Genomic DNA, 25775 nt, shown 5'->3' with positions numbered 1-25775 from the left:
TAGAGATTGTTTAACAGTTTTAAGGCAAGGTCAACCTAAACCAAATTCAGGGGGATAACCTAAATGAATCAAAAGCCACGTAAGTTTGTCGGTAAAATGGTTTTGGCAACAATGATGACCGTCGTTCTGGCTGCATGTAGTAGCGGTACTGGTGCTGGAGGTGACGTCACAGAGGTTCAGACCAACGCTGCAATGGAGACGTACAATGTAGGAGATACATTCAAGGCGACTGAGCCGTTTAATCTCTCCATACTTTATAGTGATCAACCTAGTTATCCATATAAAAAAGACTGGTTGCTTTTTGATAAAATTACCGAACTGACGGGTGTTACGCTTGAGCCAACGATTGTACCGATGAGCGATTATTCTCAGAAGAGATCTCTGTTGATTAGCTCTGGTGATGCACCACTGGTTATTCCTAAAACGTATCCAGGTGAAGAGTCTGCATTTGTATCTTCCGGTGCGATCTTGCCGATTAGCGATTACATTGATTTGATGCCAAACTTCAAGGATAAAGTGGAGAAATGGGGTTTGGAAGATGAACTCGAAGGACTTCGACAGGAAGATGGAAAGTACTATGTACTTCCAGGTCTGCATGAAGAAGTATGGCCGGATTATACACTGCTTGTAAGAACGGATGTCTTTGAGGAAAATAACATCGCCATCCCGACCACATGGGACGAATTGTATGATGCAGCCAAAAAACTGAAAGAGATCTATCCAGATTCCGTTCCATTTTCGGACCGATTCCAATTCAATAGTACGTTGAACATCGCTGCTACTGGCTTTGGTACCAAGGGTGGATGGGGTTTTGGTAATGGATTGACGTACAAGGAAGATCAGGATCAATTTGTGTACACAGCTACTACACCGGAGTATAAGGAAATGTTAACGTATTTTAACAAACTGGTATCCGAAGGGCTGCTCGATAAGGAAAGTTTTACACAGGATGATGATCAGGCTGTACAGAAATTTGTATCCGGCAAATCTTTCATGATTAATGGTAATTCCCAAACGGTTGTATTGCATCGAAATGATATGAACAAAACGCTGGGAGAGGGTAAATTCTCGGTTGCGAAGATTACAGTACCTGGTGGGCCAAAAGGGCAGCTGATGTCCGGTTCCAGACTTGAAAACGGTGTCATGATATCCGGGAAAATTCAAAAGAGCGAAAACTTCAAAGCCATTATGCAATTTGTTGATTGGCTATATTACAGTGATGAAGGTCAAGAGTTTGCCAAGTGGGGTGTAGAAGGCGAAACATTCACCAAAGAGGGCGGAACACGTAAATTGGCAGAAGACGTGAATTACAATGGTTTGAATCCAAAAGGCACGAAAGACTTGCGTATTGACTTTGGCTTCTCAGGTGGTGTATTTGCCTATGGAGGTACCACAGATCTGCTGCAATCCATGTTTAGTGAAGAAGAGTTGAAGTTCCAGCAAGACATGAAGGATACCAAGGAAGTTATCCCGGCAGAACCACCAATTCCATACTCTTCCGAGGACCGTGAACGGGTGACACTTCTGAGTACACCACTGAAAGACTACTCTGACCAGAATACACTTAAATTTATATTGGGTGAACGGAACTTGTCTGAATTTGATACATTTGCTAAAGAGCTGGACAGTCAGGGGCTCACCAATTATCTGAAGCTGGCCAATGACACGTACAAAGCCTACAAAGAAAACAAGCAATAACATAGTTAATGCTGGCCGGATTACCGTTTCACGCCGATATTTAAGTGGAACGGTAATTTGTGCTAAGATAAATGAATACGGCTGAGAGAAAGAGGTCTAGGCATGTCACTTAATCAAAAAATTAGAGGCTCGACCCGGGCATATTCATATAACCTGTTAAAAGAACGAATTCTTCATCTGGAACTTAAGCCTGGTACCAAGATTTCAGAGAAAGAGATTGCAGATGAACTGCAGGTGAGCAGAACACCCGTGCGAGAAGCATTCATGAAGCTTGCTGAAGAAGAACTGTTGGACATTATTCCACAGAGTGGAACGATAGTCTCTCATATTAATTTGGAGCATGTGGAAGAAGGCAGATTTATGCGGGAAAAGATGGAGAAGGAAATCGTGACGTTGGCTTGCGCTTCTTTTCCTGAAGAGTTTAGATTTAGACTCGAAACCAACATTGCAATGCAGGAAGTATGTATAGGGAAAAACAATTTCTATCGACTGTTCGAACTGGATGAAGAGTTTCATCAGATTTTGTTTCAGGGCACAGGTAAGCTGAGAACGTGGAAAATGTTGCAACAGCTGAACATCCCGTTTAATCGGTTGCGTTTATTACGTCTGGCGGAAGACTCCAACCTGGAGGTCATTATCTCGCAACACAAAGAGATTTATCGCCTTATCACAGAGCGCAAGACGGAGCAAGCGGTTCAGGTGATGGAAGCTCATCTCAGACTGGTTGTTATTGAACAGGAATCGATAAAAGCGAAATACCCGCATTATTTTATATAGTGCACCGATGCTGTATAATACTCTTCATATGCATATGCGAAAACCCCTGTTCAATTGAACAGGGGTTTTGGTTAAGCAAGTCGTCACACGAGAGTGTTAGGCTTGTTTGATAAATGTAGGATCAGGGTATGGATCTGCAATCCAGCCATCTTTTTCGATGAACAGACGCACAGCAATAATTTGTTTGTTCTCCATTAAAGTGAAGAAGTGCGGTGTATTCTCAGGTACAGAGATGACGTCTCCAGGAGACAGTTCTACATTAAAGTAGCCCACATCATCTGTAGCTTTGATAACAAAGATTCCTTTACCAGCGACAATCGCCCGGATTTCATCTTCAGCGTGGGTGTGGATCTCTTCGAACTTGGCCAGCTTTTCTTCGATATCTGGTGTTTGTTCCGACAGCGTGATGACATCCCAGATTTGGTATCCGCGACGTGCAGCCAAATCTCTGATTTCATAATCGTAAGTTTCCAAAACTTCGGTTTTCTGATCATCAGTCAATCCAAAGTTATTTTGCAGATCCGTGTTCAGTTTGGATGCGTCCCACTTCTCATATAATACTTCGTATTTGTTCAAGAAATTTCGAACGTTTTCGTCACCAGTGATGCGTTCGTTCGTATTTCGGATTACAATTTCAGCCATGTTCTTTCCCTCTTTTCCACTTGGTTTAATTGAATTATATCGGATTGCTCTGTTTTTGTCGATTCTCAAATTCCGTTCATATTCGCGCAAACCCGCCATCTTTCGGGAGCAAACCCGATCTTTCACATTAAGTTAGTTTCTGTTAAACTAAGATTTAACGTTTTGCGGGGGTGAAGATATTGGATAAGATTAGTCTACACGATGCATTAAAACAACGAATATTAATCCTCGACGGTGCAATGGGGACCATGATTCAACAAGTTGATCTGACTGGCGAAGATTTTGGCGGCGAAGATTTGGATGGATGTAATGAAATGTTGGTGCTTACTCGTCCAGAGCTGATCCAGCGCATTCATGAAGAGTATCTGGAGGCCGGCGCCGATTTAATTGAAACCAATACATTTGGTGCGACATCTGTCGTGCTTGCTGAATACGATATTCAGGATCGGGCACGCGAGATCAACCTCGAAGCAGCCAGAATTGCGAAAGCTGCGGTTGATCGTTTCTCTACACCGGAATCTCCACGTTATGTGGTAGGTGCGATGGGACCAACAACCAAAACACTGTCTGTAACTGGAGGCGTAACGTTCCAGGAACTTATCGACAGTTATTTGGAGCAAGCGCTTGCTTTAATAGAGGGAGGCGTTGATGCGCTACTGCTTGAAACCTCACAGGATACCCTCAATGTAAAAGCAGGCAGCATTGGAATTCAGCAGGCCTTCGAACAGAGTGGTGTTACACTGCCCCTGATGATATCAGGAACGATAGAACCGATGGGAACGACCCTTGCGGGTCAGAACATCGAATCCTTTTATATATCCTTAGAACACCTTAACCCAATTTCGGTAGGACTAAACTGTGCTACAGGTCCGGAGTTCATGCGTGATCACATTCGTTCGCTTTCCGGAATGGCATCGGTTGCCGTTAGTTGTTACCCGAACGCGGGACTTCCTGATGAAAACGGTAATTACCATGAGTCACCAGACTCGCTTGCTCAGAAGATTGGTGCTTTTGCCGAACAGGGCTGGTTGAATATCGCTGGTGGATGTTGCGGGACAACCCCTGCACATATTCGGGCTATGCGCGATACACTTGCCCAGTACCCCCCAAGAGAAATGAACGGAACACATCCACCTGCGTTGTCCGGTATAGAACCTATCTATATCGAACAGGACAATCGTCCATACATGGTTGGTGAGCGTACGAATGTGTTGGGCTCACGGAAATTCAAACGACTCATTGTAGAAGGCAAATATGAAGAAGCTTCAGAAATTGCTCGTGCTCAAGTGAAAAATGGAGCGCACATTGTCGACGTGTGTGTACAAGACCCGGACCGCGAAGAGTCTGAAGACATGGTGAAGTTCCTTGAACTTGTTGTGAAAAAAGTAAAAGTACCACTCATGATCGATACAACAGATGCTTCCGTAATCGATCTGGCCCTCCAGTACTCGCAAGGTAAAGCGATAATTAACTCCATTAACCTTGAGGATGGCGAAGAGAAATTTGAGCTGATCACGCCGTTGCTCCATAAATACGGTGGTGCGGTTGTTGTCGGAACGATTGATGAACGGGGTCAGGCGATTAGTCGGGAGGACAAGCTGGACGTAGCCAAACGCTCTTACGATCTGCTGGTGAACAAGTATGGACTGAAACCAGAAGACCTCATTTTCGATACATTGGTGTTCCCGGTAGGTACGGGAGATGAACAGTACATCGGTTCAGCCAAAGAAACCATTGAAGGTATAAGAGTGATTAAGGAAGCGATGCCAGAATGTCATACGATACTCGGAATCAGTAACATTTCATTCGGACTCCCTGAAGCAGGCCGTGAAGTGCTGAACTCTGTATTTTTGTATGAATGTACCAAAGCAGGTCTCGACTATGCCATCGTAAACACAGAGAAGCTGGAGCGTTATGCGTCCATTCCGGAAGAAGAACGCAGACTCTCGGAAGAGCTTTTATATAACACGAATGATGAAACACTGGCGGCGTTCGTAGCGGCGTTCCGTAACAAGAAGGTTGAGAAGAAGGAAAAAATCTCGAACCTTTCATTAGAAGAGCGTCTCGCTTCATATGTTGTGGAAGGAAGCAAAGAAGGATTGCTGCCGGATCTTGAACAGGCACTTGCCAAATACACAGCACTTCAAGTGATTAACGGTCCACTGATGCGGGGTATGGAGGAAGTAGGTCGTCTCTTTAACAACAATGAGTTGATTGTAGCTGAGGTGTTGCAGAGTGCGGAAGTGATGAAGGCTTCTGTAGCATATCTGGAGCAGTTCATGGAGAAGAACGAAACTTCTGTTAAAGGCAAGATCATTCTGGCCACGGTCAAGGGCGATGTGCATGACATTGGTAAGAACCTGGTAGAGATCATCCTGTCCAATAACGGTTACCGTATCATTAATTTGGGTATAAAAGTACCACCAGAACGTATCATTGAGGCATACCGAGAAGAAAAAGTCGATGCGATCGGTCTCTCGGGTCTATTGGTAAAATCAGCGCAACAGATGATTCTTACCGCTCAGGATTTGCGAACAGCAGGTATTGATGTACCTATTATGGTTGGCGGAGCGGCGTTGACACGTAAATTCACCAAAAATCGTATCCGTCCTGAATATAACGGAATGGTTGTATATGCCAAAGATGCGATGGATGGTCTGGATCTGGCGAATAAATTGATGAATCCCGTTACACGTGAAGCGATGCAACTGGAGATGGAAGCTGAAAAAGAAGCTGATGCTTCAGGTGCTGTAGCTGTTCAGGCTCTTCCAGAGCTTACGCGAGTGGAGCGTTCGGATATTGCTGTAGATAATCCGGTTCTTGTACCGCCTGATCTGGAGCGGCATACGATGCGCAACTATCCGTTATCACATATCCTGCCATACGTGAACATGCAGATGTTGCTTGGACACCATCTGGGGTTGCGCGGTTCAGTAGAACAACTACTTGCTTCAGGTGACAAGAAAGCTACCGACCTGAAAGCAGTCGTGGATGATATTATGCAAGAAGCTGTTCGAGACGGAATTATTCAAGCTCATGCCATGTATCGTTTCTTCCCGGCACAGTCCAGCGGTAACAGCATCATTATCTATGATCCAAAGGATACCAGCAATATCTTGCATACCTTTACGTTCCCACGTCAAAAAGTCGAGCCATTCCTGTGCCTGTCCGACTTCCTGAAGCCTGTTGAATCCGGTCAAATGGATTACGTTGGTTTCATGGTTGTTACTGCGGGACACGGCGTGCGTGAACTATCCACTGCGTGGAAAGATCAAGGGGATTACCTTCGCTCGCATGCTCTTCAATCCGTAGCGCTTGAAGTAGCAGAGGGATTAGCAGAGCGTGTCCATCATATGATGAGAGATATCTGGGGATTCCCTGATTCTGCTCAGATGACAATGAAGCAACGTCATGGTGCACGTTATCAGGGGATCAGGGTATCCTTTGGATATCCGGCTTGTCCGGATCTGGAAGACCAAGGGCCGTTGTTCAAGTTGTTACAGCCTGAGGATATCGGTGTGGAATTGACGGAAGGTTTCATGATGGAACCTGAAGCATCCGTATCAGCGATGGTATTCAGCCATCCGCAAGCCAAGTATTTTAACGTAGAAAAGGCATAAATTAGTAGAGTGTCAGGCAAAGCCCTCCGCATTGTCGGAGGTTTTTTGCTGGCAACAGAAAGAGGTGCGATCCAGAATGGAACTATATTTCCTGGGAACTAATGCTGGTGTACCTACGCTTCAACGGAATGTAACTTCCATTGGGCTACGCATGTTGGATGAGCGCAGAGCTTTGTGGTTGTTTGACTGCGGGGAAGGAACGCAGCACCAGATTTTAAGTTCTCCGCTTAAACTAAGCAAATTGGAGAAAATATTCATTACTCACCTGCATGGTGATCATGTATTTGGACTTCCAGGACTGCTTTCAAGCAGAGCCTATCAAGGTGGTACCACACCATTAACGGTATATGGTCCGCCAGGTACGGATCGAATGATTAGTACAACGATGGAGCTTAGCCAATCCCGAGTGAACTATGATTTGAATATCGTGGAACATACGGGTGGCGTCCTTTTCGAGGATGACAGTTTTATCGTGGAAGCAGCTTTGCTTGAGCATCGGATTGACAGCTATGGATACCGGATCACGGAAAAAGATCGTCCAGGCAGCCTGGACCCAGCCAAACTGGCGGAATATGGTTTGAAACCAGGCCCATTGTTCGGCCGACTGAAACGTGGAGAAACCATTACGCTGGATAACGGTCAGTCGCTTCGTCCAGAAGATGTATTGGGAGCGCCAAAACGCGGCATGGTGATCACCATATTGGGTGATACTCGTCCATGTGACAATGTACAGCCTCTTTCCATCAATGCAGATGTACTTGTACATGAAGCTACATTCATGCATAATCTGGCCGATACAGCGCATGAGTACTATCATAGTACTTCAAAACAAGCGGCAGAAGCGGCTAGAGCGGCGAATGTCGGGCAATTAATTATGACTCACTTCAGCTCACGTTATAAGGATGAGGATCAACTGCAGCCCCTTTTGGAAGAGGCGCAGTCCGTATTCCCGAATACCAGACTTGCAAACGAACACCAGCTTATTCCTGTCGTGCATCGCAAGCAAGAATCTTAATCATGAATGCGAACCAATGCACGGCTAAACACGTCACATGAAGAACCGGGTAATTGCACGGGACTGAGGGAGAAGAACTCCCGCGGTCCCTTTTGCAATCTGGTCAGAAAGCGTGTAGGATGGGCAATATGAAGAGGGAAATGATTCAAATTATTTTCCGGGAAAGCGCAGGAAATGACAAGCTTGTACAGAAGACGCGCGAGCTAAACCGTCGGTGTTCGATCCGGTTCGACTTGTTGCGTGCATATGTCAGCAAGCCCATTATTTTTTGCCTGAATACATCCTGAATACATAGGTTCGCGTTAAAGTTCGAGGTAAATAATTAAGGATATGAAACGTTAATGGAATGAAGAAAGGAAGTGCTGTGTGTGATTAAGGCCTATCTGATTGACTTGGATGGTACGCTCTATCATGGCAGACATCGTATCGAAGGAGCCGATCAGCTTATTCGAACACTGCAAGAGCTAGGAAAGCCGTATTTATTCGTAACGAATAATTCTTCCCGTACACCACAAGGCGTGGCAGACCATCTGAACGGGATGGGTATACCTGCTGATGCGTCTCAGGTATGTACTTCTGCTGTGGCTGCTGCTGAATACGTTGCGGAAGAGTCCCCGGGTGCAAAAGTGGCATGTATTGGAGAAGCAGGACTGTTGCAAGCCATAGAAGAAGCTGGATTACAACTGACAGACGATGCACCGGATTACGTGATACAGGGGATTGATCGTGAATTTTCCTATCATAAACTGACCAAGGCGCTAAGGTGGATAAATGGGGGATCAAAATTCATTATGACCAACCCTGATCTGCAGCTCCCTTCGGATGACGGATTGACGCCTGGAGCAGGAACGATTGGAGCAGCGATTGAAGCCGCAACCGGAGTTCACCCTACCGTTATTGGCAAGCCATCGAGTGTTATAATGAAGTCAGCCATTAGCCGGCTGAACCTGGCATCTAATGAAGTGGCCGTGATCGGAGACAATATGCGTACCGATATTGCAGCTGGAGTGGCAGCAGGGTGTGAGACACTGCTGGTTCTTACTGGTGTGACAACACGAGATAATATGGATGGACACATTCAAGCAGCCAAGGCTCGACCTGATCATGTTTTTGAAGATTTGCATAAATTGATGGAGTGGCTGTCGCAACAGACAGACTAAGCTTCCAAAAAGGGGTAATGTATGATGCCGGAACTGCCGGAAATGGAAAACTACCGGACCTTGCTGTCCGAGAAAATACTTGATCTACCGATTACAGGTGTTGTGATTAATCGCGATAAAACGATAAATACGGAGCCTGATCTGTTCATCAGTGAACTTACAGGCAATCGCATCATATTTGTTGAGCGCCGAGCGAAGCATCTGATTTTCCACTTGGCTAATGGTAAACGTCTGGTGCTGCACCTCATGCTGGGCGGTATGATTTTCTGGGGCACGGAAGAGGAGCGCCCTAATCGCTCCACACAGGTGGAAATCCAGTTTGGCGATCACATTTTATTCTTTATCGGACTGCGCTTGGGTTATTTACACCTGCTTACTTCGAAAGAAACGGAAGAGGCGATGTCTGATCTTGGACCTGAACCTTTGGATCGACGGATGAACCTAGAACGTTTTGCTTCTCTGTTAAAAGGGCGTCGCGGTACGCTCAAGACGACGTTGGTAAACCAACATATTATTGCGGGGATCGGCAACTGTTATTCGGATGAGATTGCCTTTGCAGCCGGTCTGAGACCAAGCTCCAAGACGCAGAACATCGCGACTTCACCAGAGCTGACGGAGCGCTTGTTCCATTCGATGCAGTCCGTGTTGCGCGAAGCAGCTTCTGAGGGTGGTTATATGGAAATGCCACTAATGCAAGGGGACACCAAGACAGGAAGCTTTGACGAGCAATGTCGGGTGTACGATCGGGAAGGCGAGACTTGTCCGCGCTGCGGGGGAACGATTGAACGAGTGGAAATTACGGGCAAGAAGGCGTTCTTCTGTCCGAAATGCCAGCGTGAGGCTTAAAACCGGAATCGGGGCACATGTCAGCACCAGAGGTGGATTTCTTCAGGCAGCCAAGAGAGCATACGAGATGGGGGCAACGGCATTTCAGTATTTTCCGAAGAACCCGCGTAGCCTTGGTTTGAAAATTCTGGATCTCAAGGATGCTGAGCAGTGCAGGGATTGGTGTGAACAGCAGGGACTTGCTTCGATTGCACATTCACCCTATCCCACGAATCCGGCGTTGGGCATGACCCGTGGAGAGGCGGGTTTTCATGCTACAATAGCTTCTATTCGCAATGATCTTGAAATTTCGAATGCTTGCGGTTCTGTCGGGACGGTGGTTCATTTTGGACATATCAAAACGAGCAATCCGCTGGAGGGTTATCAGAACCTCATTCATTGTCTGGATACCGCCTTGGAGGATTGGGATGGTCATTCGAAAGTTTTGCTTGAAAATCAGGCAGGTGATCATGGCCCCATGGGTACGACAATGGAAGAAATGATACAGATTCGCAAATTAAGCCGATATCCGGAGCATATTGCTTTTTGTTTTGACACATGCCATGCTTTTGCTTCAGGTATGTGGTCGTCAGGCAACGAAGAGGCGATGCTCGATAAGGGCAGGGTGCTGGGATACTGGGATGAGGTTGCTGCTGTACATTTTAATGATTCCAAATATGCGTCCGGTTCGTGTAAGGATAGACATGCGAGGATCGGACAGGGTTATATAGGAATTGAATCAATGAAAGCATTGTTAAATGCGCCTGAGTTCCAAAAAGCGGTTATTGTGCTCGAGACAGGAACGGGCGAAGATGGAACGCACCATGATGATATAGCGCTCATGCGTTCCTGGTTATAATGGGGAGAGGAGCGATTGTATGCATGTTTTTTTGGATGACTATCGGGCGTGTCCGAAAGGATTTGTTCTGGCAACGAATGCAGAAGAGTGCCTGATGCTGCTAAGAGAAGGTGATGTGGACATTTTGTCTTTGGATTATGAGCTTGGTCCCGATTCGCCCAATGGCGGTGAGGTCGCGGCATCCATTGTAAGAGAAGGACTGTTTCCGCGTGAGATCTATTTGCATACGTCCAGCATGTATGGGAAACGCCAGATGTACGAGATGTTATATAGCAATAAACCGGATTCGGTAACCATTCATAATGGCCCAATGACGGGTGAGGTCATGCTGCGTGTTGCTGCGGGAGAAGAAAGTTAATGAAGCCAATTACATCCAAAATGTTAATGCGCGGCGTATGGGAAGGCATGCCACAGGCTGTATTTATATATACCCCTTTATGTGGGACGTGTGCGGCAGCCCGGCGTATGCTGGAGGTCGTTGAGCACATGCTGCCAGAAGGTATTTTATCCGAAATGAACATTCATGACATTCCTGAACTTGTACAACAATTTCAAATTTCAAGTGTGCCAGCAGTGATGCTGTTTGACGGCCAGCAAGATGTTCCAAAAATGGTTTATCGGATGAGCTCTGTAGAGCATTTGCTCTCTGAGATTCGGAAGGCGGTGCTGAAATGAGTATAATCTCGATGGAACGTGTCTCACTTCGACGAGAAGAGAATCAGATTTTGGATGACGTACATTTGCGCATCGAACAAGGGGAACATTGGGTTATTCTGGGGCGGAATGGTTCTGGCAAAACAACGTTACTGGAAATGATGAACGGATATATGTTTCCAAGTCAGGGGCGCATCGAAGTACTGGGTAATCTGTATGGACAATGTGACGTCAGGGAAGTACGTAAGGAAATCGGTTATATCAGCCAAACGTTGATTGAGAAACTAACACCCAGAGATCCGGTATGGGAAGTCGTCGCTACAGGAGCGTATGCTTTTTTGCGGTTTTATCAGACGATTCCTGATGAAGTGAAAGCAAAGGCGATGAGTTTGCTAGATGACATGGGCTTTGCCAACTTGGCCAACAACCCGCTGGGAACGTTATCCCAGGGGGAGCGTAAAAAAGTCATGCTCGCTCGTTCATTAATGGCTGAGCCAAAATTGCTGATTATGGACGAGCCTTGTGCTGGGTTAGACTTATATGAACGTGAGAAAATGCTGGCTGAGATTGACCGCCTGCGCCAGCGTAACATCACAGTTGTGTACGTAACGCATCATGTTGAAGAGATCGTACCTTTATTTACGCATGTGGCCTTGATCCGCGATGGACGTATTGCTGCGGCAGGCCCCAAGCATGAAGTTTTGACACAAGATACAATTAAGCATACGTACGATGTACCGGTCGATATCCAGTGGGATGACGGTCGTCCGTGGATACGCGTACGTTCTGGAGGGTAACACAATTTGAGTACACAATCGTCTTGGGAAGAAGGCAACTTCTCCCGTTTTATCTGCACAGCCAATCATGGTTTTGCCCCTTATGCTCAGGAAGAGTTGCGCCGTACGTTTGGTGCGGTAAAGAGCACGGTACTCGTACCAGGAGAAATTTTGCTTGCGGGTCTGCCCGTAGCGGAGGAAGAAGTTGCAGGTAAGCTGTGGGAAGAGTATCCAACGTTTTTACGTCATATTCAACCTGTTCAGTTTCAGGAGAATACAGAAGATTCGGAGCAGTCTATCGAGAAATTGATTGCATTCGTGTTGAATCATAAGGAATTGACCGGCACCCCTGTCGTGTTGCAGGTACGGAAGACAGAAGGGGCTTTTTGGCAAGAAAATGCGGCCTCATTGAAGCAATTGCTGACAGAAAAGCTGGATGAGCTAGGCTGTGAATGGGTTGTCCGTGATGCTGAATATGTCATTTCCGTATTTGCTGCGAATGATATGTTGTATGCTGGCGTGTCCAGACCTGAACAGAATCTGTCAGACTGGAGCGGGGGAGCCGTACGTTTTCAAAAAGAAGACGGACAAATCTCGCGGGCAAAGTTCAAATTGCTTGAAGCTGAGCAAACGTTTGGCATTGACTTTACTTCATTCCATAAAGCGCTAGATATCGGTGCAGCACCAGGTGGATGGACCTCCTTCCTACTTGAACGCGGGCTTGAAGTAACGGCGGTAGATCCGGCGAAGATGGATGCGACACTGCTGGCATCACCAAAACTGACTTTCTTGAAAAAGAATGCAGGGGATGTTCGTTTCCGCGAAGGAGAATTCGATCTGCTCGTATGTGACATGAGTTGGAGTCCGAAGCTGATGAGCCGACTTGTATCGGATCTTCTATATAGCCTTCAGCCCGGAGGAACAGCGATCGTTACCGTGAAGTTATTGCATAAAAAACCGCTCGCGCTCATCAAAGATGTGATTGATACGTTTGAGCGTTCACGGATGCAGATTCAACGTTCCAAGCAGTTGTTCCATAACCGGGAAGAGATTACACTCTATATGGTCAAATATTAAGGGATCTAGCCTTGATTAAAGCAGCTAAAGGTATTATGAAATTGATTCGATTAAGCCCATGAAATATTGTACTTTACAATCTATTCCTGCCTGTACTATAATGATACCAATATTAACCATAACAAACCTGAGGGAAAGCATCCCGAAGCGAACGAAACCGGATATCCGGTCTGTTCTTCTTCGGTGAAGCTTTCCCTTTTTTGTTGTGTAATGAAGGAGGAATTGATATGAGACATCCGGCCAGGCTGGAACGCGGAAGCCTGCTGGGAGGTAGATATCGTATCGTATCCATTCTGGGAACAGGCGGAATGAGCCATGTATACGAGGCGGAGGATCTGAAGTTGCCGGGCAAGATATGGGCAATTAAAGAAAGCGTAACGGCTATGCCATATGAAGGCAGCATGGAGACAGAGGCCGCTCTGCTGACATCCCTTCGCCATCCAAGATTACCGCAGATTGTTGATTTTTTTGTCCCAGATGAAGATGGGTACACGTACTTGGTGATGGAATTTATCGAAGGGTTAACGCTGAGTGAGTATTTCAAGCAGTGCCGCGGGAAGATTCCGATGGAGCAGTTAACGGAGCTGGTGCTTCAATTACTGGATGTGTTGAGTTATCTGCATAATCTGAATCCAGCTGTCATCTATAGGGATCTGAAACCATCAAACATCATGATTACCCCGGAACATGAAGTAAGATTAATTGATTTTGGCATCGCCAGGAGCTACAAACCGCAAAGTGCCGAAGATACGGTCAAGTTGGGAACAGCTGGCTTCGCTGCACCTGAACAATATGGCTCAGGTCAGACCGATGCCCGTTCGGATCTATATGGACTCGGAGCATTGCTGCTCTATCTTATGACAAGTGGGGCGTATACGGAATGGATTCAGGGTGTGGAAAGCTCAATCCGAAGTGATGTTCCGCGGACATACATCCCTGTGGCGAGAAGACTGTTGAGATATAACGCCGAAGAGCGATTCCAATCTGCCGATGAGGTGCGAAAGGAACTACTCCGCTTACCCGGTGGAATAACGTCTGGTGGAGATACGACCATGACCCTGAATGGCGGAACAAGAGTGATTGCCTTGACTGGTGCTTCATCTGGTGTAGGGGTTACCCACACGGCTATAGCTATCAGTCACTATCTTGAAAGGCAAAACTTCAAAGTAGCTGTGATTGAAATGTCGCCTCGCTCCCAATCCTTTGCAAGAATCCAACAAATCGCTCAAGCGGGTAAACCGGTGCCAGCAGGCAGACAGTTTGCAGTGGATGGTGTGCATTATTGGAAACAATCCGGGCGAGCGGATATTTTGTCTTTGCTTGGGGGGAGTTATCAGTTCATCGTGATGGATCTCGGTAGTGGTCAGGACCAGAACCGGCTGGAAGAATTCCTGCGTGCAGATCTGCCGATTGTTATAGGCTCAGGTGCAGAATGGAGACAGGCGGAGATTGGCGCTTTTGTTCGGTCACATCATCGGTATCCACGAGAGAAATGGATCTATTGTCTGCCCCTGGCAGCAGGTGAAGCAGTTCAGCGCATTCGTAAAGCTCTGGATACATCGAGTGTATATGGACTGCCGTTACATATTGACCCGTTTGACAAGGACGCACAGATGGATAAAGTTTTTTCTCATATTTTAACGCATATGATGGCACAGCAACCCAAGAAACGTTCGTTTTTTTCACGAAGGAAAGTACATGATTAGAGGAGATTACGAAAGGAGAGCCTCTTTTGTCTAAATTAAGAAAACAAAGCCGTCAACTGATCTATGCCGGGCTTATCGGAGCAGGAGCTGTAGGATTGGTGTTCGGAGGATATGTTATTTACAATGTCAAAACGATGGGTGATGTCAGGTCAGCTGTAGAAGCCCGTTATTTATCGGCATATGAGGAAAAGGAAGCTGAATTAAAGCAACAATGGAATTCGGGGGCACAAGGCTGGGTTACCATTCGGGATATTGAAGCAGGTGAAGCGATCTTGCCTGAGGATCTGAAGCTCATTGCAGTCCCGGATGCACAGGCGCCCCGAAATCTTTGGTCCAGTACCAAGCAGATGGACGGTCAAGTGGCCAAAATAGAGTTGAAAAAAGGAACAGCGATTACCACTGAAATGGTGTATGAGGATACACCGGCTCCGCCTGATTTAAGAAATCGAGAGCTGCAAGTTGTACTACTGCCGTCCTCACTCGTAAAGGGAGACATTATTGATGTTCGTATCCAGTTCCCCACAGGACAGGATTATGTTCTCTTATCGAAGAAGAAAGTGGAACGACTCAATGCAGCTACCTTATGGATTACGATGACGGAGGAAGAGATTCTGTCACTCTCAAGTGCAATTGTAGATGCCTATTTACATAAAGCTTCAATCTATGCCTTAACCTATGTAGAACCACAGTTTCAGACACCTGCAATCGCAACGTATCCTGCCAATTCAGAAGTGTTAAAACTGCTGGAGAGTGATCCGAATATTGTTCGACGAGCCGAACAGGAGTTATCCAGACAGGTGCGAAGTTCGCTTGAAAGTTCACTGGCCGCTTCCATGACAGCACCGTCAAAAGGGGTTGAACAGGATGTGGCACAATCCTCAGTTACCTATAACAGTCGCCCATCAGCGAATAATTCGGCAACTTCGGATGGCGTGATGTGGAATGATGGTTCAGGAAACGGAGGAGGAGCTAATTCAGGCAGCATGAATGATGCTGCTGAAGCTGCACAAACAGAACAGCAGAGCCTGCTAACGGGTGGAGAGTAGAGATTAATCTGAGGTTTTGTTTTCACACTAATATAATTCAGATAACAAAGGATTTAAGAAATATAAGGGGGTTATGATATCTATGCATACATGGATTTTTGCAGGTTTATGTGAGAAGAATGATCTGATGCTGTATCTCTGCAAGATACTGGCTTCGACAGGCAACAGGGTTTTGCTCGTAGATGGAACCTTACAACAGAAGTATGGATACGGCGTAGGGGACAGTCAGCAGTCTTTGCGAATTACGGAATTTGAAGGTTTTGATATTGCTTGTCATTTTGTAACTTCAGCAGCTGTAGAGAATCATCTTGAAGTAAATGGAGAGCGGTTGGACAGCTATGACTATGTGTTATATGACATGGAGACCTCACACTTTGCTTCGCGTAATCTTTGGCTGAACGCTGATGTAAGAGTCTGGGTGAGTGATTATGAGCGGTTCAATCTGGAACGTGGCAAGGGCTGGTTGAAGCGGTTGCTTGAAGAACAGTCATTGCCTGGTGAGCTGTCATTTCAGCGGCTCTTCATTAACGGGGTTGACTGCAAGCTTGAAGCTCGTTATCTGTGGGCGTATCTGGAGGGCAGCCCGTTTGTATGGACAGGAGAATCCTTAGTGCTTCCATGGGATGAGTTAACAGCGGCGGTTAAGCTTGAGAATGAGCATCATCGCAGAGTTCATCTTGGACCTTTGTCACGAAATTACAAAAAATCGTTGTGTCGCGTGGTCGAGCAGTTAACAGGTTGGGAAAGTGTTCGCAGTCGTCGTGCGATGAAAGAAGCAGAGAGGATGAGAGCATGAGCACCATTACCTTTTGGAGCCCTTTTGCAGGGACAGGTTGTACCTCAAGCACATTAATTAGTGCTTATGCCATGGCACTTCACTATAGGACAAGAGTGTTACTTGTTAATACAGGCCTTGTCGGAACTGGTACAGAAGCTGCTCTGCCGTCCAATGAGACGGATTCCACAGATTCCGTGTTCTCTTTCGAAGAGGGTGGATGGGATGCGGTTGAACGGCTACATTCGAGCGGGAGCCTGAACAAGCACAATCTCAAGGATTATACCAAGCCACTTCTGAAGGAAAGACTTGATTTCTTGACTGGAAGCATGAATGAGAGGGATCGCTCTCCGCACGAACATGGTGAGACTGTGAAAAAGCTGCTGAATGTAGCTAACGAGTATTATGATCTGGTTCTTCTGGATGCGGATCATGCTGGTGTGGATTCGGCTCTCAAGCTGCAACAGGCGGACTTTATTGTAATTAATCTTGATCAAAATATGCGAAATCTGGAGTTGTTCTTTGAAGAGGTCTTGCCAGAACGAATGAACAATAAGAATATGCATGTTGTCATTAACAAATACGATCCGCAATCCCGTGCAACACTCTCCAATATTCGGCGCCGGTTCAGATACAAAGGTTCGATATCTGCTATACCGTACACAACCGGATACCTGGATGCAATGAATCGGCGAGATGTCGCTAAGTACTTGCAGTTGGAAAGTTTGAGCGAGAATAAGGATATTCGTAAAGGAAGTTTTGCTGCAAGCATGAGCGAACTCGCTCGCCTGATTATGGACGGCGCAGGAATGCGCACGGTTCTGAAGAGGCTGGAAAGGGGAGCCTGAACCTCCAATGCTCTGGAATACCATATGGATAAGTTTAATTTTGATTCTGTGTCTGACCTATCTCTGGTTCAAGTATAGAACGTTTCTTCGTGAAAAAAATGCTCGTGTTCCTGAACAAGAATCCTTCACGATTGACATGTTGATTGAGAAGGTGAAGAACTCACTTCATGAGCTTAGTCATAGTCAGCTCGCGGATGCGGGTCTGCACGAAGAAGAATATCGTCGAAGAATCAATCAACGTGCCGAGATGAGAAAAGCCCTGAAAGGCTGTGTCTCAGGCAGTATCAGCGACAAAACGTATGTCAAAAATCTGATAGGGGATCTGCTGACCCGAAGCATAGGGCTGAACAAATCAAATGTAGATGAAGTTATTTTGTTTACAGAACCAGATTTGTTGACGATTCAGGACCGATTCGAAATCGTGTTTTATCTGTACCGACAGCAATTCGGTATGGATGCACTCTCCCGCATGATTGATACCTACGATCTTGGCAGACTGAGAATGGAGGAAGGTACGGACGATGGAGGAAGTTATTATATCTCTGAAGAGGATATTCAGTATGTGTTCGAATGCGAATATCGAGAGCTTGGATTCAGAGAAAAGACAGATATCATTGTGCAGCGTATCTACCAACATTACAAAGGGTTCTCGGTTGTTGATGAGATAAGAGATCAACGTATTGACGGCGTTAGTGGTGGTGTCAGCGGTATGCTTGATGCTGTTCATAATATGGGATTTCGAAAACCCGCATCATGGAATGATTTGCTGGAGCAGGGACTTGAGGATGATGCACATGAAGAGCCGCTTAGCGGGATGGAAAGTGTATGGGTTTTCTATAAAGGTAAGTCCATTCATCTGTCCTTTCTGTCATTCGGCAGCATCCGTGAACTGAAACGGGTATGCCAGAATATATACAAATACAATTATCCGGGACAGTTGTCGGAAGCAAGTGGATACAAGGTGAACGAGATGAAAGACGGCTCCCGTGTCGTTGTGGTTCGTCCTCCTTTTGCAGAATCATGGGCGTTCTTCGTCCGGAAGTTCGATATTCCGAATGCTTCACTTGAACAATTGGTTACGGGTAACAATGCAAATCTACCAATTACATTGCTTCAATATCTGATGAAAGGAAGTCGGATTACAGCTGTAACCGGGGCACAGGGTTCTGGTAAAACAACGTTGCTTATGGCCATGGTCAAACACATTTATGCATCGTATACCCTTCGGGTGCAGGAGATGGCGTTCGAACTACAATTAAGACGGATTTATAGCCGACGTAATATTTTGAGTTTTCGAGAGACCGAACATATTTCAGGTCAACAGGGACTTGATCTGCAGAAAAAGACGGATGGTACCGTCAATATTCTCGGTGAGGTTGCGAGTGATGAAGTGGCTGCATGGATGATTCAAATGTCCCAGGTTGCCAGTCTGTTCACCTTGTTTACCCACCATGCCAAAACCTTTCGTGATCTGGTCTTCTCCCTGCGTAATTCCTTGCTCAAGACAGGCATGTTCCAACATGAACATATTGCTGAGGAACAGGTTGTAAGTGTCATTAATTTCGATGTTCATATGAAGAAAGATGCTGAGGGACGAAGATATATCGAACGTATTACGGAGTGTCTTCCTCGTGCAAATCAAGGTGACAGCGTGGAAGAGAGAGCAGGTTTTACATTTCGTAATGTTGTGGAGTACAGAGATGGAGAGTACGTTGCAACAGCTCCAATCTCTGCGGGATGCATGATGGATATGCGAGAACAGATGACATTACAGGATGCTGAGAGATTTGAACAGTTTATGAAGCAACACTGGGGTGATCAGCATGACAATTAAATGGATTCTGCTCCTTGTATTAAGTATTTGTGCAGGAGGGTTGCTGATCACGCTTCTGGTTTTAGGTGTGTTACGTCGCAGAGGAGGTGGTCCAACAAGTCAATCCGGCGCTATTCTAACTCCCGGCGGCAAGGGATTCAAGGGACTGGGAGCACTCTTGTTACAGTCCTACCGCTTTGGAATGAAAGTCCCACTGCTATCAGCCTATATTCTACAAGTGCAGAAGCGGATTTCATTCCGCCACGTTGGGGATGAACCTTCACTTCGCAGACTGACGATGACAGTGGTTCTGATTATTCTTGGAGGTTATGGAGGCATAAGTGTCATTCTGTTTCTTCTCCAGCCGGGTATCGCTTTTGTAATACTGTCCGTGCTCTGTGCTGTGGTGCTAAACAGTCTGGTGTTGGATATGTGTCTCAGTCGTATGGAGAAAAGGTTACTGGTGCAGATGCTGGATCTCTTTGCAGATGTAAGGCATCGGTATCATCAGCATGGCATGGTTGAGGAAGCGCTCTATGAAGCCGCTGAAGCAGGAACAGGAGAAGCCGCGGAACAAGTAAGACTGATCTACGAAGCTCTAACTTCTCCAGATCCGAATGAAGCACTTGAGCGTTATTATGAAGTGGCTCCCAACCGTTTTCTCAAAGGATTCGCAGGCGTTTCCTATATGGTCATGGAGTTCGGGGATAAGGACAGAGAACAAGGTTCTATTTATCTTAAAGGACTTGGTAACCTAACTCAGGAGATTCATTTGGAGATATTGCGGCGTGATAAATTGGATTACCTGCTCAAAGGGCTTAATATCATCGCACTCGCTCCGGTATTGTTCACCGCTCCGATCGAACGCTGGGCCAGAGTCAGTTTTCCAACGATGGATGAATTTTATCGCAGCAAAATCGGTTTTGTTACTAAAATATCGATCTATGTCATCATCATCCTTGCCTATTTGCTTTTGCAAAGGCTCCAACAATACGATGAGACCCGTTATCGGTCAGGCCAGAAGCATTCACGGTTGGATCAGTTTCTGTACAAGCAAACCTTCATACGGAAAATGGCGATGTTGTTTGCGGCGAAACCTGGGAGTACACAGTACAGTCAAACGATACGACTGATGAGGGAGAGCAGCTCGGAGCTGAAATATGAATGGCTCGCCATTCGTCGAGTGATGTTATTCGCAGGTTGTTTGGTCCTTACGATGGGCTGTATCTTATTGTTGCACCAGGTTGAACGTAACCACATCTTGCATGATCCGATCCGGGATGACCGCATGTTTGGCGCAATGGCTGAAGCGGACCTCAGGAAGGCCGAGGAAAAAACAGCGTTGGATCAATCCGTGCTGGAAAGTGTAGAAATGAACCGAGGAGCTACATACGAAGACATCTCCAAAGCGTTACAGCAGCTCTCTCCCGTTCAGCTTGACCATGATACCCAGGCTGAGACGATCGCGCGCATTATGCAAAAACTAGAGGTGTATAACAAGCAATATGTACGCTGGTGGGAAATGATTATAGCGATTGTCATGGGTGTAGCAGGGTACTACATGCCCGTATGGCTCATGATATTTCAGCGGAAAATGCGAAGGTTGGATATGCGACATGAAATCTATCAATTTCAGACGGTGATTTCCATTTTGCGTGAGATGGACCGGATGTCAGTGGAGGAGATATTGGAGTGGCTTAATCGATTTGCCGTCATTTTCAAGCGTCCGCTGCAAAAATGTTTGTTGCATTTTGAACATGGGCCAGAGCTTGCACTTGAACAATTAAAGGAAGAGGCGGGTTTGCCCGAGTTCCAGCGACTGGTGGATAAATTGCAGCTTGCCCTTGGCAAAATCTCAATACGTGAAGCCTTCGATGATCTTGAGAGCATGATGGCATTTTATTTTGAACAACGCAAGCAGGAGTACAGCAAAATGATAGATGTAAAAGCATCATGGGGAAGAACCATCGGATTTACACCCATGTATGCCCTTATCTTTTTGTATCTGGTCATTCCATTAGTCGGCATGAGCTTCTTGCAGATGAACATTTATTATGAGCAAATTCAGAAACTGTAGCACAGTTCATCTGTGTAACAGTCTGAAATATATTAATCAATTATAACTTGGGAGGATTTATCATGAACAATGCATCAAGCGCTTTAAAGGTGGCAGCGGGGATATTCTTGACGATCGCTCTGATCACAATTGTAGTTCTGTTATTTATTTCGGCTCAGGAGGCAACCAAGACGGCCCAGAACAATTTTGCTGATATCCAGACCGAGTTGTCCCAGGCTGCATTTACGGTATATGACGGAACAACCATCAGTGGATCACAGGTAACGAATGCGCTGCGTAAATATGCGGACAAGGATCAGTTCGGTATTCAAGTTATTACAGGTAAAAATAAAGCGGGTCAATGGTACGGCAACCAATTAAACATTTCACAGGATCTCAATAATGCGGACTACGGATCGGTTATTGCACCTGACGATAAAGTGGGGATTATTAACCAGACCATGAGTGAAAAAGACAATCAATATGTCAATCCAAGTGGTAAATTCAAAGCCATTATTGTAAAAGACCGTTCCAACGTGGTAAGAGGGCTGATCTTCCAGCAATCCTGACAGGAGTTGGTTTCACATGTCTCAGAATACCCAGCATCTTATGTTGTTTTGTACGGCGGTTGTCCTGTTTGTGACAGCCTGCCTGTACGGGCAACAGAATGTTAAGATTTTATCAGTAGCTCTGAACGACCGAGTACAGACAACAGCAGGTATGGAAGGTCGGCTGACAACAACACTGCATACCACTAATCCGGATCAGTATAGTGGTGCGGAAGTATTTCATACCGTTAGGCTGATGACAGGCACAGGAATTCCTGTGGAGGTAGATGGAACTTCGTATGTGATCGATCCACTTGTGAGCAAAACAGCGACGATTCCTGTCCGGCTCGATGCTACCTACAGACCTGAGTTTATCCGAAATGAAACTGGAGAACTGCTCAAGATTGTTTTTTGGAAGGAGGCCAGTGTGAATTGATTAATGCCGCATCCAAGCTGCTTGCCGTATTGCTCGCAGTCCTTCTGCTCTATGTGTACCCAGCTGCTGAAACAGCTGATCGGCAGGATGATATAGCACGTATGACGGCTGCTCATAATGTAACACGTTTTGTAGATGCAGTCCGAACGAAAGGATATATTTCACCTCCAATGTTGGCTGAGTTTGAGGAGCAACTGGCTCAGACGGGCAATGTGTATGAGCTGTCGATGGAACATTTACATAAGAAATATGTACCTAACTATACAGACCCGATGGACAATAACAGTTTTACCGGGACTTACGAGGTAGTACAGGATGGATATTATTCAGCTCAGATTCGAGAAAGACTATTCCCATCCTCAGGTGTGATGCCGGCTGATGATCCTGGTCGAAGATATACGTTGACAACAGGGGATTTTTTCACCGTGACGCTCCAAAATACAAATCGGACACCTTCCATGCTTATTCGTGAATGGTTGAGTGGTACGGCTCAGGCTTCAGCGGTATTTGTCACATACGGAGGTATGGTTCTCAATGAAGATTACTGAGCTTTCCATTGTATTCGTGCTGATCTTCTTTCCGCTCTTCTGGATCATCTCACTCCATACCCAAGATGCCGAAGAGGCTAACTATCTTGGACATCGATACAGATCTGTACTTCAAACCGCAGTCATGGATGCAGGTGCAGTGATGCATCAGAATGAGAAACAAAATGATGAAGCGGGTTATGATTCAACCAAGTTTGTCAAAGCGGACAAGGAGCTTGCCTTGATTACATTTACTCAGACGCTTGCTTTGAATATGGGGATTCAGGATGACCCCGTAGCTATTCGAAACATGTTTAATTACATTCCTGCCGTAGTTATTCTGGATTATGACGGCTATTATATGTTGTCCACAGAAACAGAGTTGACAGGTAACCGTGAAGATTCTTTCAGGCAAGTGTGGAGCCCCAAGAAACCTTATACATATTCAGATTCAAATGGTAGCAGTATTAACTTTACATTGGACGACTACGTATATGCCTACGATGCAAACGCAGGGAAATGGATTGAGGGATTTCAAAAAGAACTCGCATCTAGCTCTCAGATTCCTTTGCTTCAGAATACCGACGTATTTGAGCAAGTTAGACGAAGCCGAATTGTAAGCTCTGTGCAGGATGATCTGGCTGATGTGATTAACCGTCATAATGAGTTTGCCAGAAAGAATGGTATATCCTATACATTTACGATGCCCCTAATTGCACATGAAGATTGGTACAACTCCATTAATGATACAGGGATTATGGCTTTTATCCAGGGTATAGGTGTGGGTGACCAGAAGATCAACAACTACGCAATTGGTGGAGGCAGACTTGTGAAGAAAACGGCCATCGTAGGTGGGGGAGATCCCTTAACGGGTATCAAGTACTACTATCCCTCCACATGTGGTAATGGTTACCGTGCCGAAGAAGTGTTCACAGACGCAAGAGAAGCAGCTGCACAAGGCTATTTCGAATATAACTGCTCTAATCGTTAGGGGAGCTTGTATACAAAATCATGGAAGAGGTTCCTGAACTGTTTACATTACTTTCAGAAAAGACGGGACCTGTGCTAGAATAGGGTTTCGGAACAATAATAAAAGTAATGTCTAATAGATAGGAGCAACCTCATCTTATGAGTTTATTGTCAGTAGAGAACGTGAGTCACAATTTTGGAGATCGCACGTTATTTAAAAATGTATCGTTTCGCTTACTTGCCGGAGAGCGCGTAGGACTTGTGGGTGCCAATGGTGTAGGTAAATCGACACTAATGAACATCCTTACCGGTAAATTGCTTAAAGACAGTGGAAAAGTGGAATGGACACCTAAGGTCCGTTATGGATATCTGGATCAGCACACGAAGCTTACGCCAGGCAAAACCATACGTGACGTGCTTAAGGATGCATTCCTTCCGTTGCTTGAATTGGAAAAAGAAATGATGAATATTACGGACCAGATGGCAGATGCAGATCCAGATAAGCTGGAGCAGTTGCTGGAAGAGATGGGCGATATTCAGGAACAACTGGAACAGGGCGATTTTTATCTGATTGACGTAAAAGTGGAAGAGATGGCTAATGGTCTTGGTTTGTCTGCGATTGGTCTTGATCGGGATGTCGCAGCTCTAAGTGGTGGACAACGTACCAAGGTGCTTCTTGCCAAGCTTCTACTTGAGAAGCCTACAGCCCTTTTGCTGGATGAGCCTACCAACTATCTGGATGTAGAGCACATTGAATGGCTGTCACGTTACCTGAAGGACTATCCGCATGCGTTTCTTCTAATCTCCCATGATACGGAATTCATGAATGAAGTCGTAAATGTCATTTATCATTTGGAATTTGCCAAATTAACGCGATATGCAGCGAACTATAACAAGTTCCTCGAGATGGCTGATATGAATAAAGCCCAGCATATTGATGCATACGAGAAGCAGCAAGAGTACATCAAGAAGCAGGAAGACTTCATTCAGCGTAACAAGGCGCGTGCTTCAACTTCAGGTCGAGCGAAGAGCCGGGAGAAGCAATTGGACAAGATTGAACGTATTGATCGTCCGGATGAAGCGGCCAAACCAACATTCAAATTCAAGGATGCTCGCGCGAGTAGCAAAACGGTCTTTGAAGGCATTGATTTCGAAATCGGATATACGTATCCTTTGCTGCCTAAGATGACAATGACAATTGAACGTGGTGAGAAAATTGCCATCGTAGGTTGTAATGGTGTGGGTAAATCGACACTGCTGAAGACCATCCTTGGAAAAATATCTCCACTCAGTGGAAAGACTTTCTTGGGAGATTATCTCGAAACGGCTTATTTTGAGCAGGAAGTTCGTGCTGGGAATATCACGCCGATTGAGGATGTCTGGAATGAATTTTCACATTTGACCCAGAACGAAGTCCGGGGTCATCTTGCTCGCTGTGGGCTGAAAAATGAGCATATTACCCGTCCGCTTAACATGCTGAGTGGTGGAGAGCAAGCTAAGGTTCGTTTATGCAAGCTCTTGATGCGTGAAAGCAACTGGATTTTATTCGATGAGCCGACAAACCATCTGGATGTCACAGCCAAAGCTGAGTTGCAACGTGCTTTGCAAGAATTCAAGGGAACGGTGTTACTTGTATCTCATGAACCTGATTTCTACGAGGGTTGGGTCACGAAAACATGGAATGTCGAAGAATGGTCCGAGAAAAACTAGACAATTCAAGCAACGTTTAACAGAAATGAACGGTGACAAAAAAATCCGTCTATGGTAACATAGGCTACAACTTCATATGAACACTAGGGGGGCCGCACGATGCGGCTGAGATGGAAGAATGCGATTCCGGACCCTTTGCACCTGATCTGGATCATACCAGCGTAGGGAAGTGGCGCGCGCATTCAGTGAATGACGTGAGCAAACGAGAATTCGAATGAATGTCAATCGTCTGCTTAGC

23 protein-coding genes and 1 riboswitch are annotated in these 25775 nt (G+C 45.8%); of the genes, 22 read left to right on the top strand and 1 reads right to left on the bottom strand.

Annotation, left to right across the window (positions count from 1 at the left end; genetic code table 11):
- The first annotated feature begins 63 nt into the window (after positions 1 to 63).
- Together NYE45_RS17225 and NYE45_RS17220 are read left to right on the top strand one after the other, a co-directional pair.
- Positions 64 to 1698, top strand: coding sequence for an extracellular solute-binding protein (locus tag NYE45_RS17225; RefSeq protein ID WP_340013363.1), 1635 nt, complete (start codon positions 64 to 66; stop codon positions 1696 to 1698).
- Positions 1699 to 1800: 102 nt separating this feature from the next.
- Positions 1801 to 2475: a GntR family transcriptional regulator gene (locus NYE45_RS17220; protein ID WP_076331542.1), complete on the top strand. Its 675-nt coding sequence runs from the start codon at positions 1801 to 1803 to the stop codon at positions 2473 to 2475.
- Between the two features lie 96 nt (positions 2476 to 2571).
- On the opposite strand, the gene NYE45_RS17215 is transcribed toward NYE45_RS17220, so the two are convergent.
- A complete protein-coding gene (locus NYE45_RS17215) occupies positions 2572 to 3117 on the bottom strand; it encodes an acireductone dioxygenase (protein WP_340013362.1) in 546 nt (181 codons plus the stop codon).
- Positions 3118 to 3296: 179 nt separating this feature from the next.
- On the opposite strand from NYE45_RS17215, the gene metH reads away from it, so the two are divergent.
- The 20 genes from metH to NYE45_RS17115 all read left to right on the top strand — a co-directional run bounded on the left by metH (position 3297) and on the right by NYE45_RS17115 (position 25537).
- Complete coding sequence (gene metH, locus NYE45_RS17210) at positions 3297 to 6737, top strand: methionine synthase (RefSeq protein WP_340013360.1); 3441 nt, start codon at positions 3297 to 3299, stop codon at positions 6735 to 6737.
- A 76-nt stretch (positions 6738 to 6813) separates the two neighbouring features.
- Positions 6814 to 7752 carry a ribonuclease Z gene (gene rnz / locus NYE45_RS17205; protein WP_340013358.1) on the top strand — a complete coding sequence of 313 codons (939 nt, stop codon included), beginning with the start codon at positions 6814 to 6816 and terminating at the stop codon, positions 7750 to 7752.
- Positions 7753 to 8120: 368 nt separating this feature from the next.
- A complete protein-coding gene (locus NYE45_RS17200; protein ID WP_340013357.1) occupies positions 8121 to 8912 on the top strand; it encodes a TIGR01457 family HAD-type hydrolase in 792 nt (263 codons plus the stop codon).
- 24 nt (positions 8913 to 8936) lie between these two features.
- Entirely contained in the window at positions 8937 to 9758 is an 822-nt protein-coding gene (locus NYE45_RS17195; RefSeq protein ID WP_340013356.1) for a DNA-formamidopyrimidine glycosylase family protein, read from the top strand.
- Entirely contained in the window at positions 9748 to 10596 is an 849-nt protein-coding gene (locus NYE45_RS17190) for a deoxyribonuclease IV (protein ID WP_340013355.1), read from the top strand. Before NYE45_RS17195 ends, NYE45_RS17190 begins: the two co-directional genes overlap by 11 nt.
- 19 nt (positions 10597 to 10615) lie before the next feature.
- Positions 10616 to 10954 (top strand): cyclic-phosphate processing receiver domain-containing protein, encoded by a 339-nt coding sequence (locus NYE45_RS17185; RefSeq protein WP_340013354.1) that lies wholly within the window; start codon positions 10616 to 10618, stop codon positions 10952 to 10954.
- Entirely contained in the window at positions 10954 to 11271 is a 318-nt protein-coding gene (locus NYE45_RS17180; RefSeq protein ID WP_062834898.1) for a thioredoxin family protein, read from the top strand. The genes NYE45_RS17185 and NYE45_RS17180 overlap by 1 nt, the downstream gene beginning before the upstream one ends.
- Before the next feature lie 2 nt (positions 11272 to 11273).
- Complete coding sequence (locus NYE45_RS17175) at positions 11274 to 12047, top strand: ATP-binding cassette domain-containing protein (RefSeq protein ID WP_340017393.1); 774 nt, start codon at positions 11274 to 11276, stop codon at positions 12045 to 12047.
- Positions 12048 to 12053: 6 nt separating this feature from the next.
- Positions 12054 to 13103, top strand: coding sequence for an SAM-dependent methyltransferase (locus tag NYE45_RS17170; protein ID WP_340013353.1), 1050 nt, complete (start codon positions 12054 to 12056; stop codon positions 13101 to 13103).
- A gap of 227 nt (positions 13104 to 13330) precedes the next feature.
- Positions 13331 to 14809 (top strand): serine/threonine protein kinase, encoded by a 1479-nt coding sequence (locus NYE45_RS17165; RefSeq protein ID WP_340013352.1) that lies wholly within the window; start codon positions 13331 to 13333, stop codon positions 14807 to 14809.
- A gap of 26 nt (positions 14810 to 14835) precedes the next feature.
- Positions 14836 to 15855, top strand: coding sequence for an SAF domain-containing protein (locus NYE45_RS17160; RefSeq protein ID WP_340013351.1), 1020 nt, complete (start codon positions 14836 to 14838; stop codon positions 15853 to 15855).
- A gap of 82 nt (positions 15856 to 15937) precedes the next feature.
- The gene (locus NYE45_RS17155; RefSeq protein ID WP_340013350.1) at positions 15938 to 16651 is read left to right on the top strand and encodes a hypothetical protein; all 714 of its coding nucleotides are present in this window, start codon (positions 15938 to 15940) and stop codon (positions 16649 to 16651) included.
- On the top strand, positions 16648 to 17478 hold the full coding sequence (locus NYE45_RS17150) for a hypothetical protein (RefSeq protein ID WP_340013349.1): 831 nt from the start codon (positions 16648 to 16650) through the stop codon (positions 17476 to 17478). Before NYE45_RS17155 ends, NYE45_RS17150 begins: the two co-directional genes overlap by 4 nt.
- Before the next feature lie 7 nt (positions 17479 to 17485).
- The gene (locus tag NYE45_RS17145) at positions 17486 to 19312 is read left to right on the top strand and encodes an ATPase, T2SS/T4P/T4SS family (RefSeq protein WP_340013348.1); all 1827 of its coding nucleotides are present in this window, start codon (positions 17486 to 17488) and stop codon (positions 19310 to 19312) included.
- Complete coding sequence (locus NYE45_RS17140) at positions 19302 to 21368, top strand: hypothetical protein (protein WP_340013346.1); 2067 nt, start codon at positions 19302 to 19304, stop codon at positions 21366 to 21368. The genes NYE45_RS17145 and NYE45_RS17140 overlap by 11 nt, the downstream gene beginning before the upstream one ends.
- A 62-nt stretch (positions 21369 to 21430) precedes the next feature.
- Complete coding sequence (locus tag NYE45_RS17135) at positions 21431 to 21916, top strand: hypothetical protein (protein ID WP_062834890.1); 486 nt, start codon at positions 21431 to 21433, stop codon at positions 21914 to 21916.
- Positions 21917 to 21932: 16 nt separating this feature from the next.
- Positions 21933 to 22331, top strand: a complete 399-nt coding sequence (locus NYE45_RS17130) for a hypothetical protein (protein WP_340013344.1) — start codon at positions 21933 to 21935, stop codon at positions 22329 to 22331.
- The gene (locus NYE45_RS17125) at positions 22328 to 22879 is read left to right on the top strand and encodes a hypothetical protein (RefSeq protein ID WP_340013343.1); all 552 of its coding nucleotides are present in this window, start codon (positions 22328 to 22330) and stop codon (positions 22877 to 22879) included. The genes NYE45_RS17130 and NYE45_RS17125 overlap by 4 nt, the downstream gene beginning before the upstream one ends.
- Positions 22866 to 23849, top strand: coding sequence for a hypothetical protein (locus NYE45_RS17120; RefSeq protein ID WP_340013341.1), 984 nt, complete (start codon positions 22866 to 22868; stop codon positions 23847 to 23849). Before NYE45_RS17125 ends, NYE45_RS17120 begins: the two co-directional genes overlap by 14 nt.
- Before the next feature lie 137 nt (positions 23850 to 23986).
- Positions 23987 to 25537: an ABC-F family ATP-binding cassette domain-containing protein gene (locus tag NYE45_RS17115; RefSeq protein WP_062834886.1), complete on the top strand. Its 1551-nt coding sequence runs from the start codon at positions 23987 to 23989 to the stop codon at positions 25535 to 25537.
- A gap of 75 nt (positions 25538 to 25612) precedes the next feature.
- A riboswitch (TPP riboswitch) is annotated at positions 25613 to 25722 on the top strand.
- Positions 25723 to 25775: the final 53 nt, after the last annotated feature.

Origin of the sequence: Paenibacillus sp. FSL K6-1318 (assembly GCF_037976905.1) — a bacterium.
Taxonomy (GTDB): domain Bacteria; phylum Bacillota; class Bacilli; order Paenibacillales; family Paenibacillaceae; genus Paenibacillus; species Paenibacillus amylolyticus_A.
The sequence above is the reverse complement of the archived record's forward strand: the minus strand, read 5'-3'. Positions and strand labels throughout refer to the sequence as shown.

Excerpts from the sequence above, each read along its gene's own strand:
- NYE45_RS17180 (WP_062834898.1), top strand. The coding sequence starts at position 10,954 with ATGAAGCCAATTACATCCAAAATGTTAATGCGCGGCGTATGGGAAGGC.
- NYE45_RS17195 (WP_340013356.1), top strand. The coding sequence starts at position 8,937 with ATGCCGGAACTGCCGGAAATGGAAAACTACCGGACCTTGCTGTCCGAG.
- NYE45_RS17165 (WP_340013352.1), top strand. The coding sequence starts at position 13,331 with ATGAGACATCCGGCCAGGCTGGAACGCGGAAGCCTGCTGGGAGGTAGA.
- NYE45_RS17145 (WP_340013348.1), top strand. The coding sequence starts at position 17,486 with ATGCTCTGGAATACCATATGGATAAGTTTAATTTTGATTCTGTGTCTG.
- NYE45_RS17225 (WP_340013363.1), top strand. The coding sequence starts at position 64 with ATGAATCAAAAGCCACGTAAGTTTGTCGGTAAAATGGTTTTGGCAACA.
- NYE45_RS17185 (WP_340013354.1), top strand. The coding sequence starts at position 10,616 with ATGCATGTTTTTTTGGATGACTATCGGGCGTGTCCGAAAGGATTTGTT.
- NYE45_RS17115 (WP_062834886.1), top strand. The coding sequence starts at position 23,987 with ATGAGTTTATTGTCAGTAGAGAACGTGAGTCACAATTTTGGAGATCGC.
- NYE45_RS17135 (WP_062834890.1), top strand. The coding sequence starts at position 21,431 with ATGAACAATGCATCAAGCGCTTTAAAGGTGGCAGCGGGGATATTCTTG.
- NYE45_RS17140 (WP_340013346.1), top strand. The coding sequence starts at position 19,302 with ATGACAATTAAATGGATTCTGCTCCTTGTATTAAGTATTTGTGCAGGA.
- NYE45_RS17155 (WP_340013350.1), top strand. The coding sequence starts at position 15,938 with ATGCATACATGGATTTTTGCAGGTTTATGTGAGAAGAATGATCTGATG.
- NYE45_RS17150 (WP_340013349.1), top strand. The coding sequence starts at position 16,648 with ATGAGCACCATTACCTTTTGGAGCCCTTTTGCAGGGACAGGTTGTACC.
- NYE45_RS17130 (WP_340013344.1), top strand. The coding sequence starts at position 21,933 with ATGTCTCAGAATACCCAGCATCTTATGTTGTTTTGTACGGCGGTTGTC.
- rnz (WP_340013358.1), top strand. The coding sequence starts at position 6,814 with ATGGAACTATATTTCCTGGGAACTAATGCTGGTGTACCTACGCTTCAA.
- NYE45_RS17220 (WP_076331542.1), top strand. The coding sequence starts at position 1,801 with ATGTCACTTAATCAAAAAATTAGAGGCTCGACCCGGGCATATTCATAT.
- NYE45_RS17120 (WP_340013341.1), top strand. The coding sequence starts at position 22,866 with ATGAAGATTACTGAGCTTTCCATTGTATTCGTGCTGATCTTCTTTCCG.
- NYE45_RS17215 (WP_340013362.1), bottom strand. The coding sequence starts at position 3,117 with ATGGCTGAAATTGTAATCCGAAATACGAACGAACGCATCACTGGTGAC.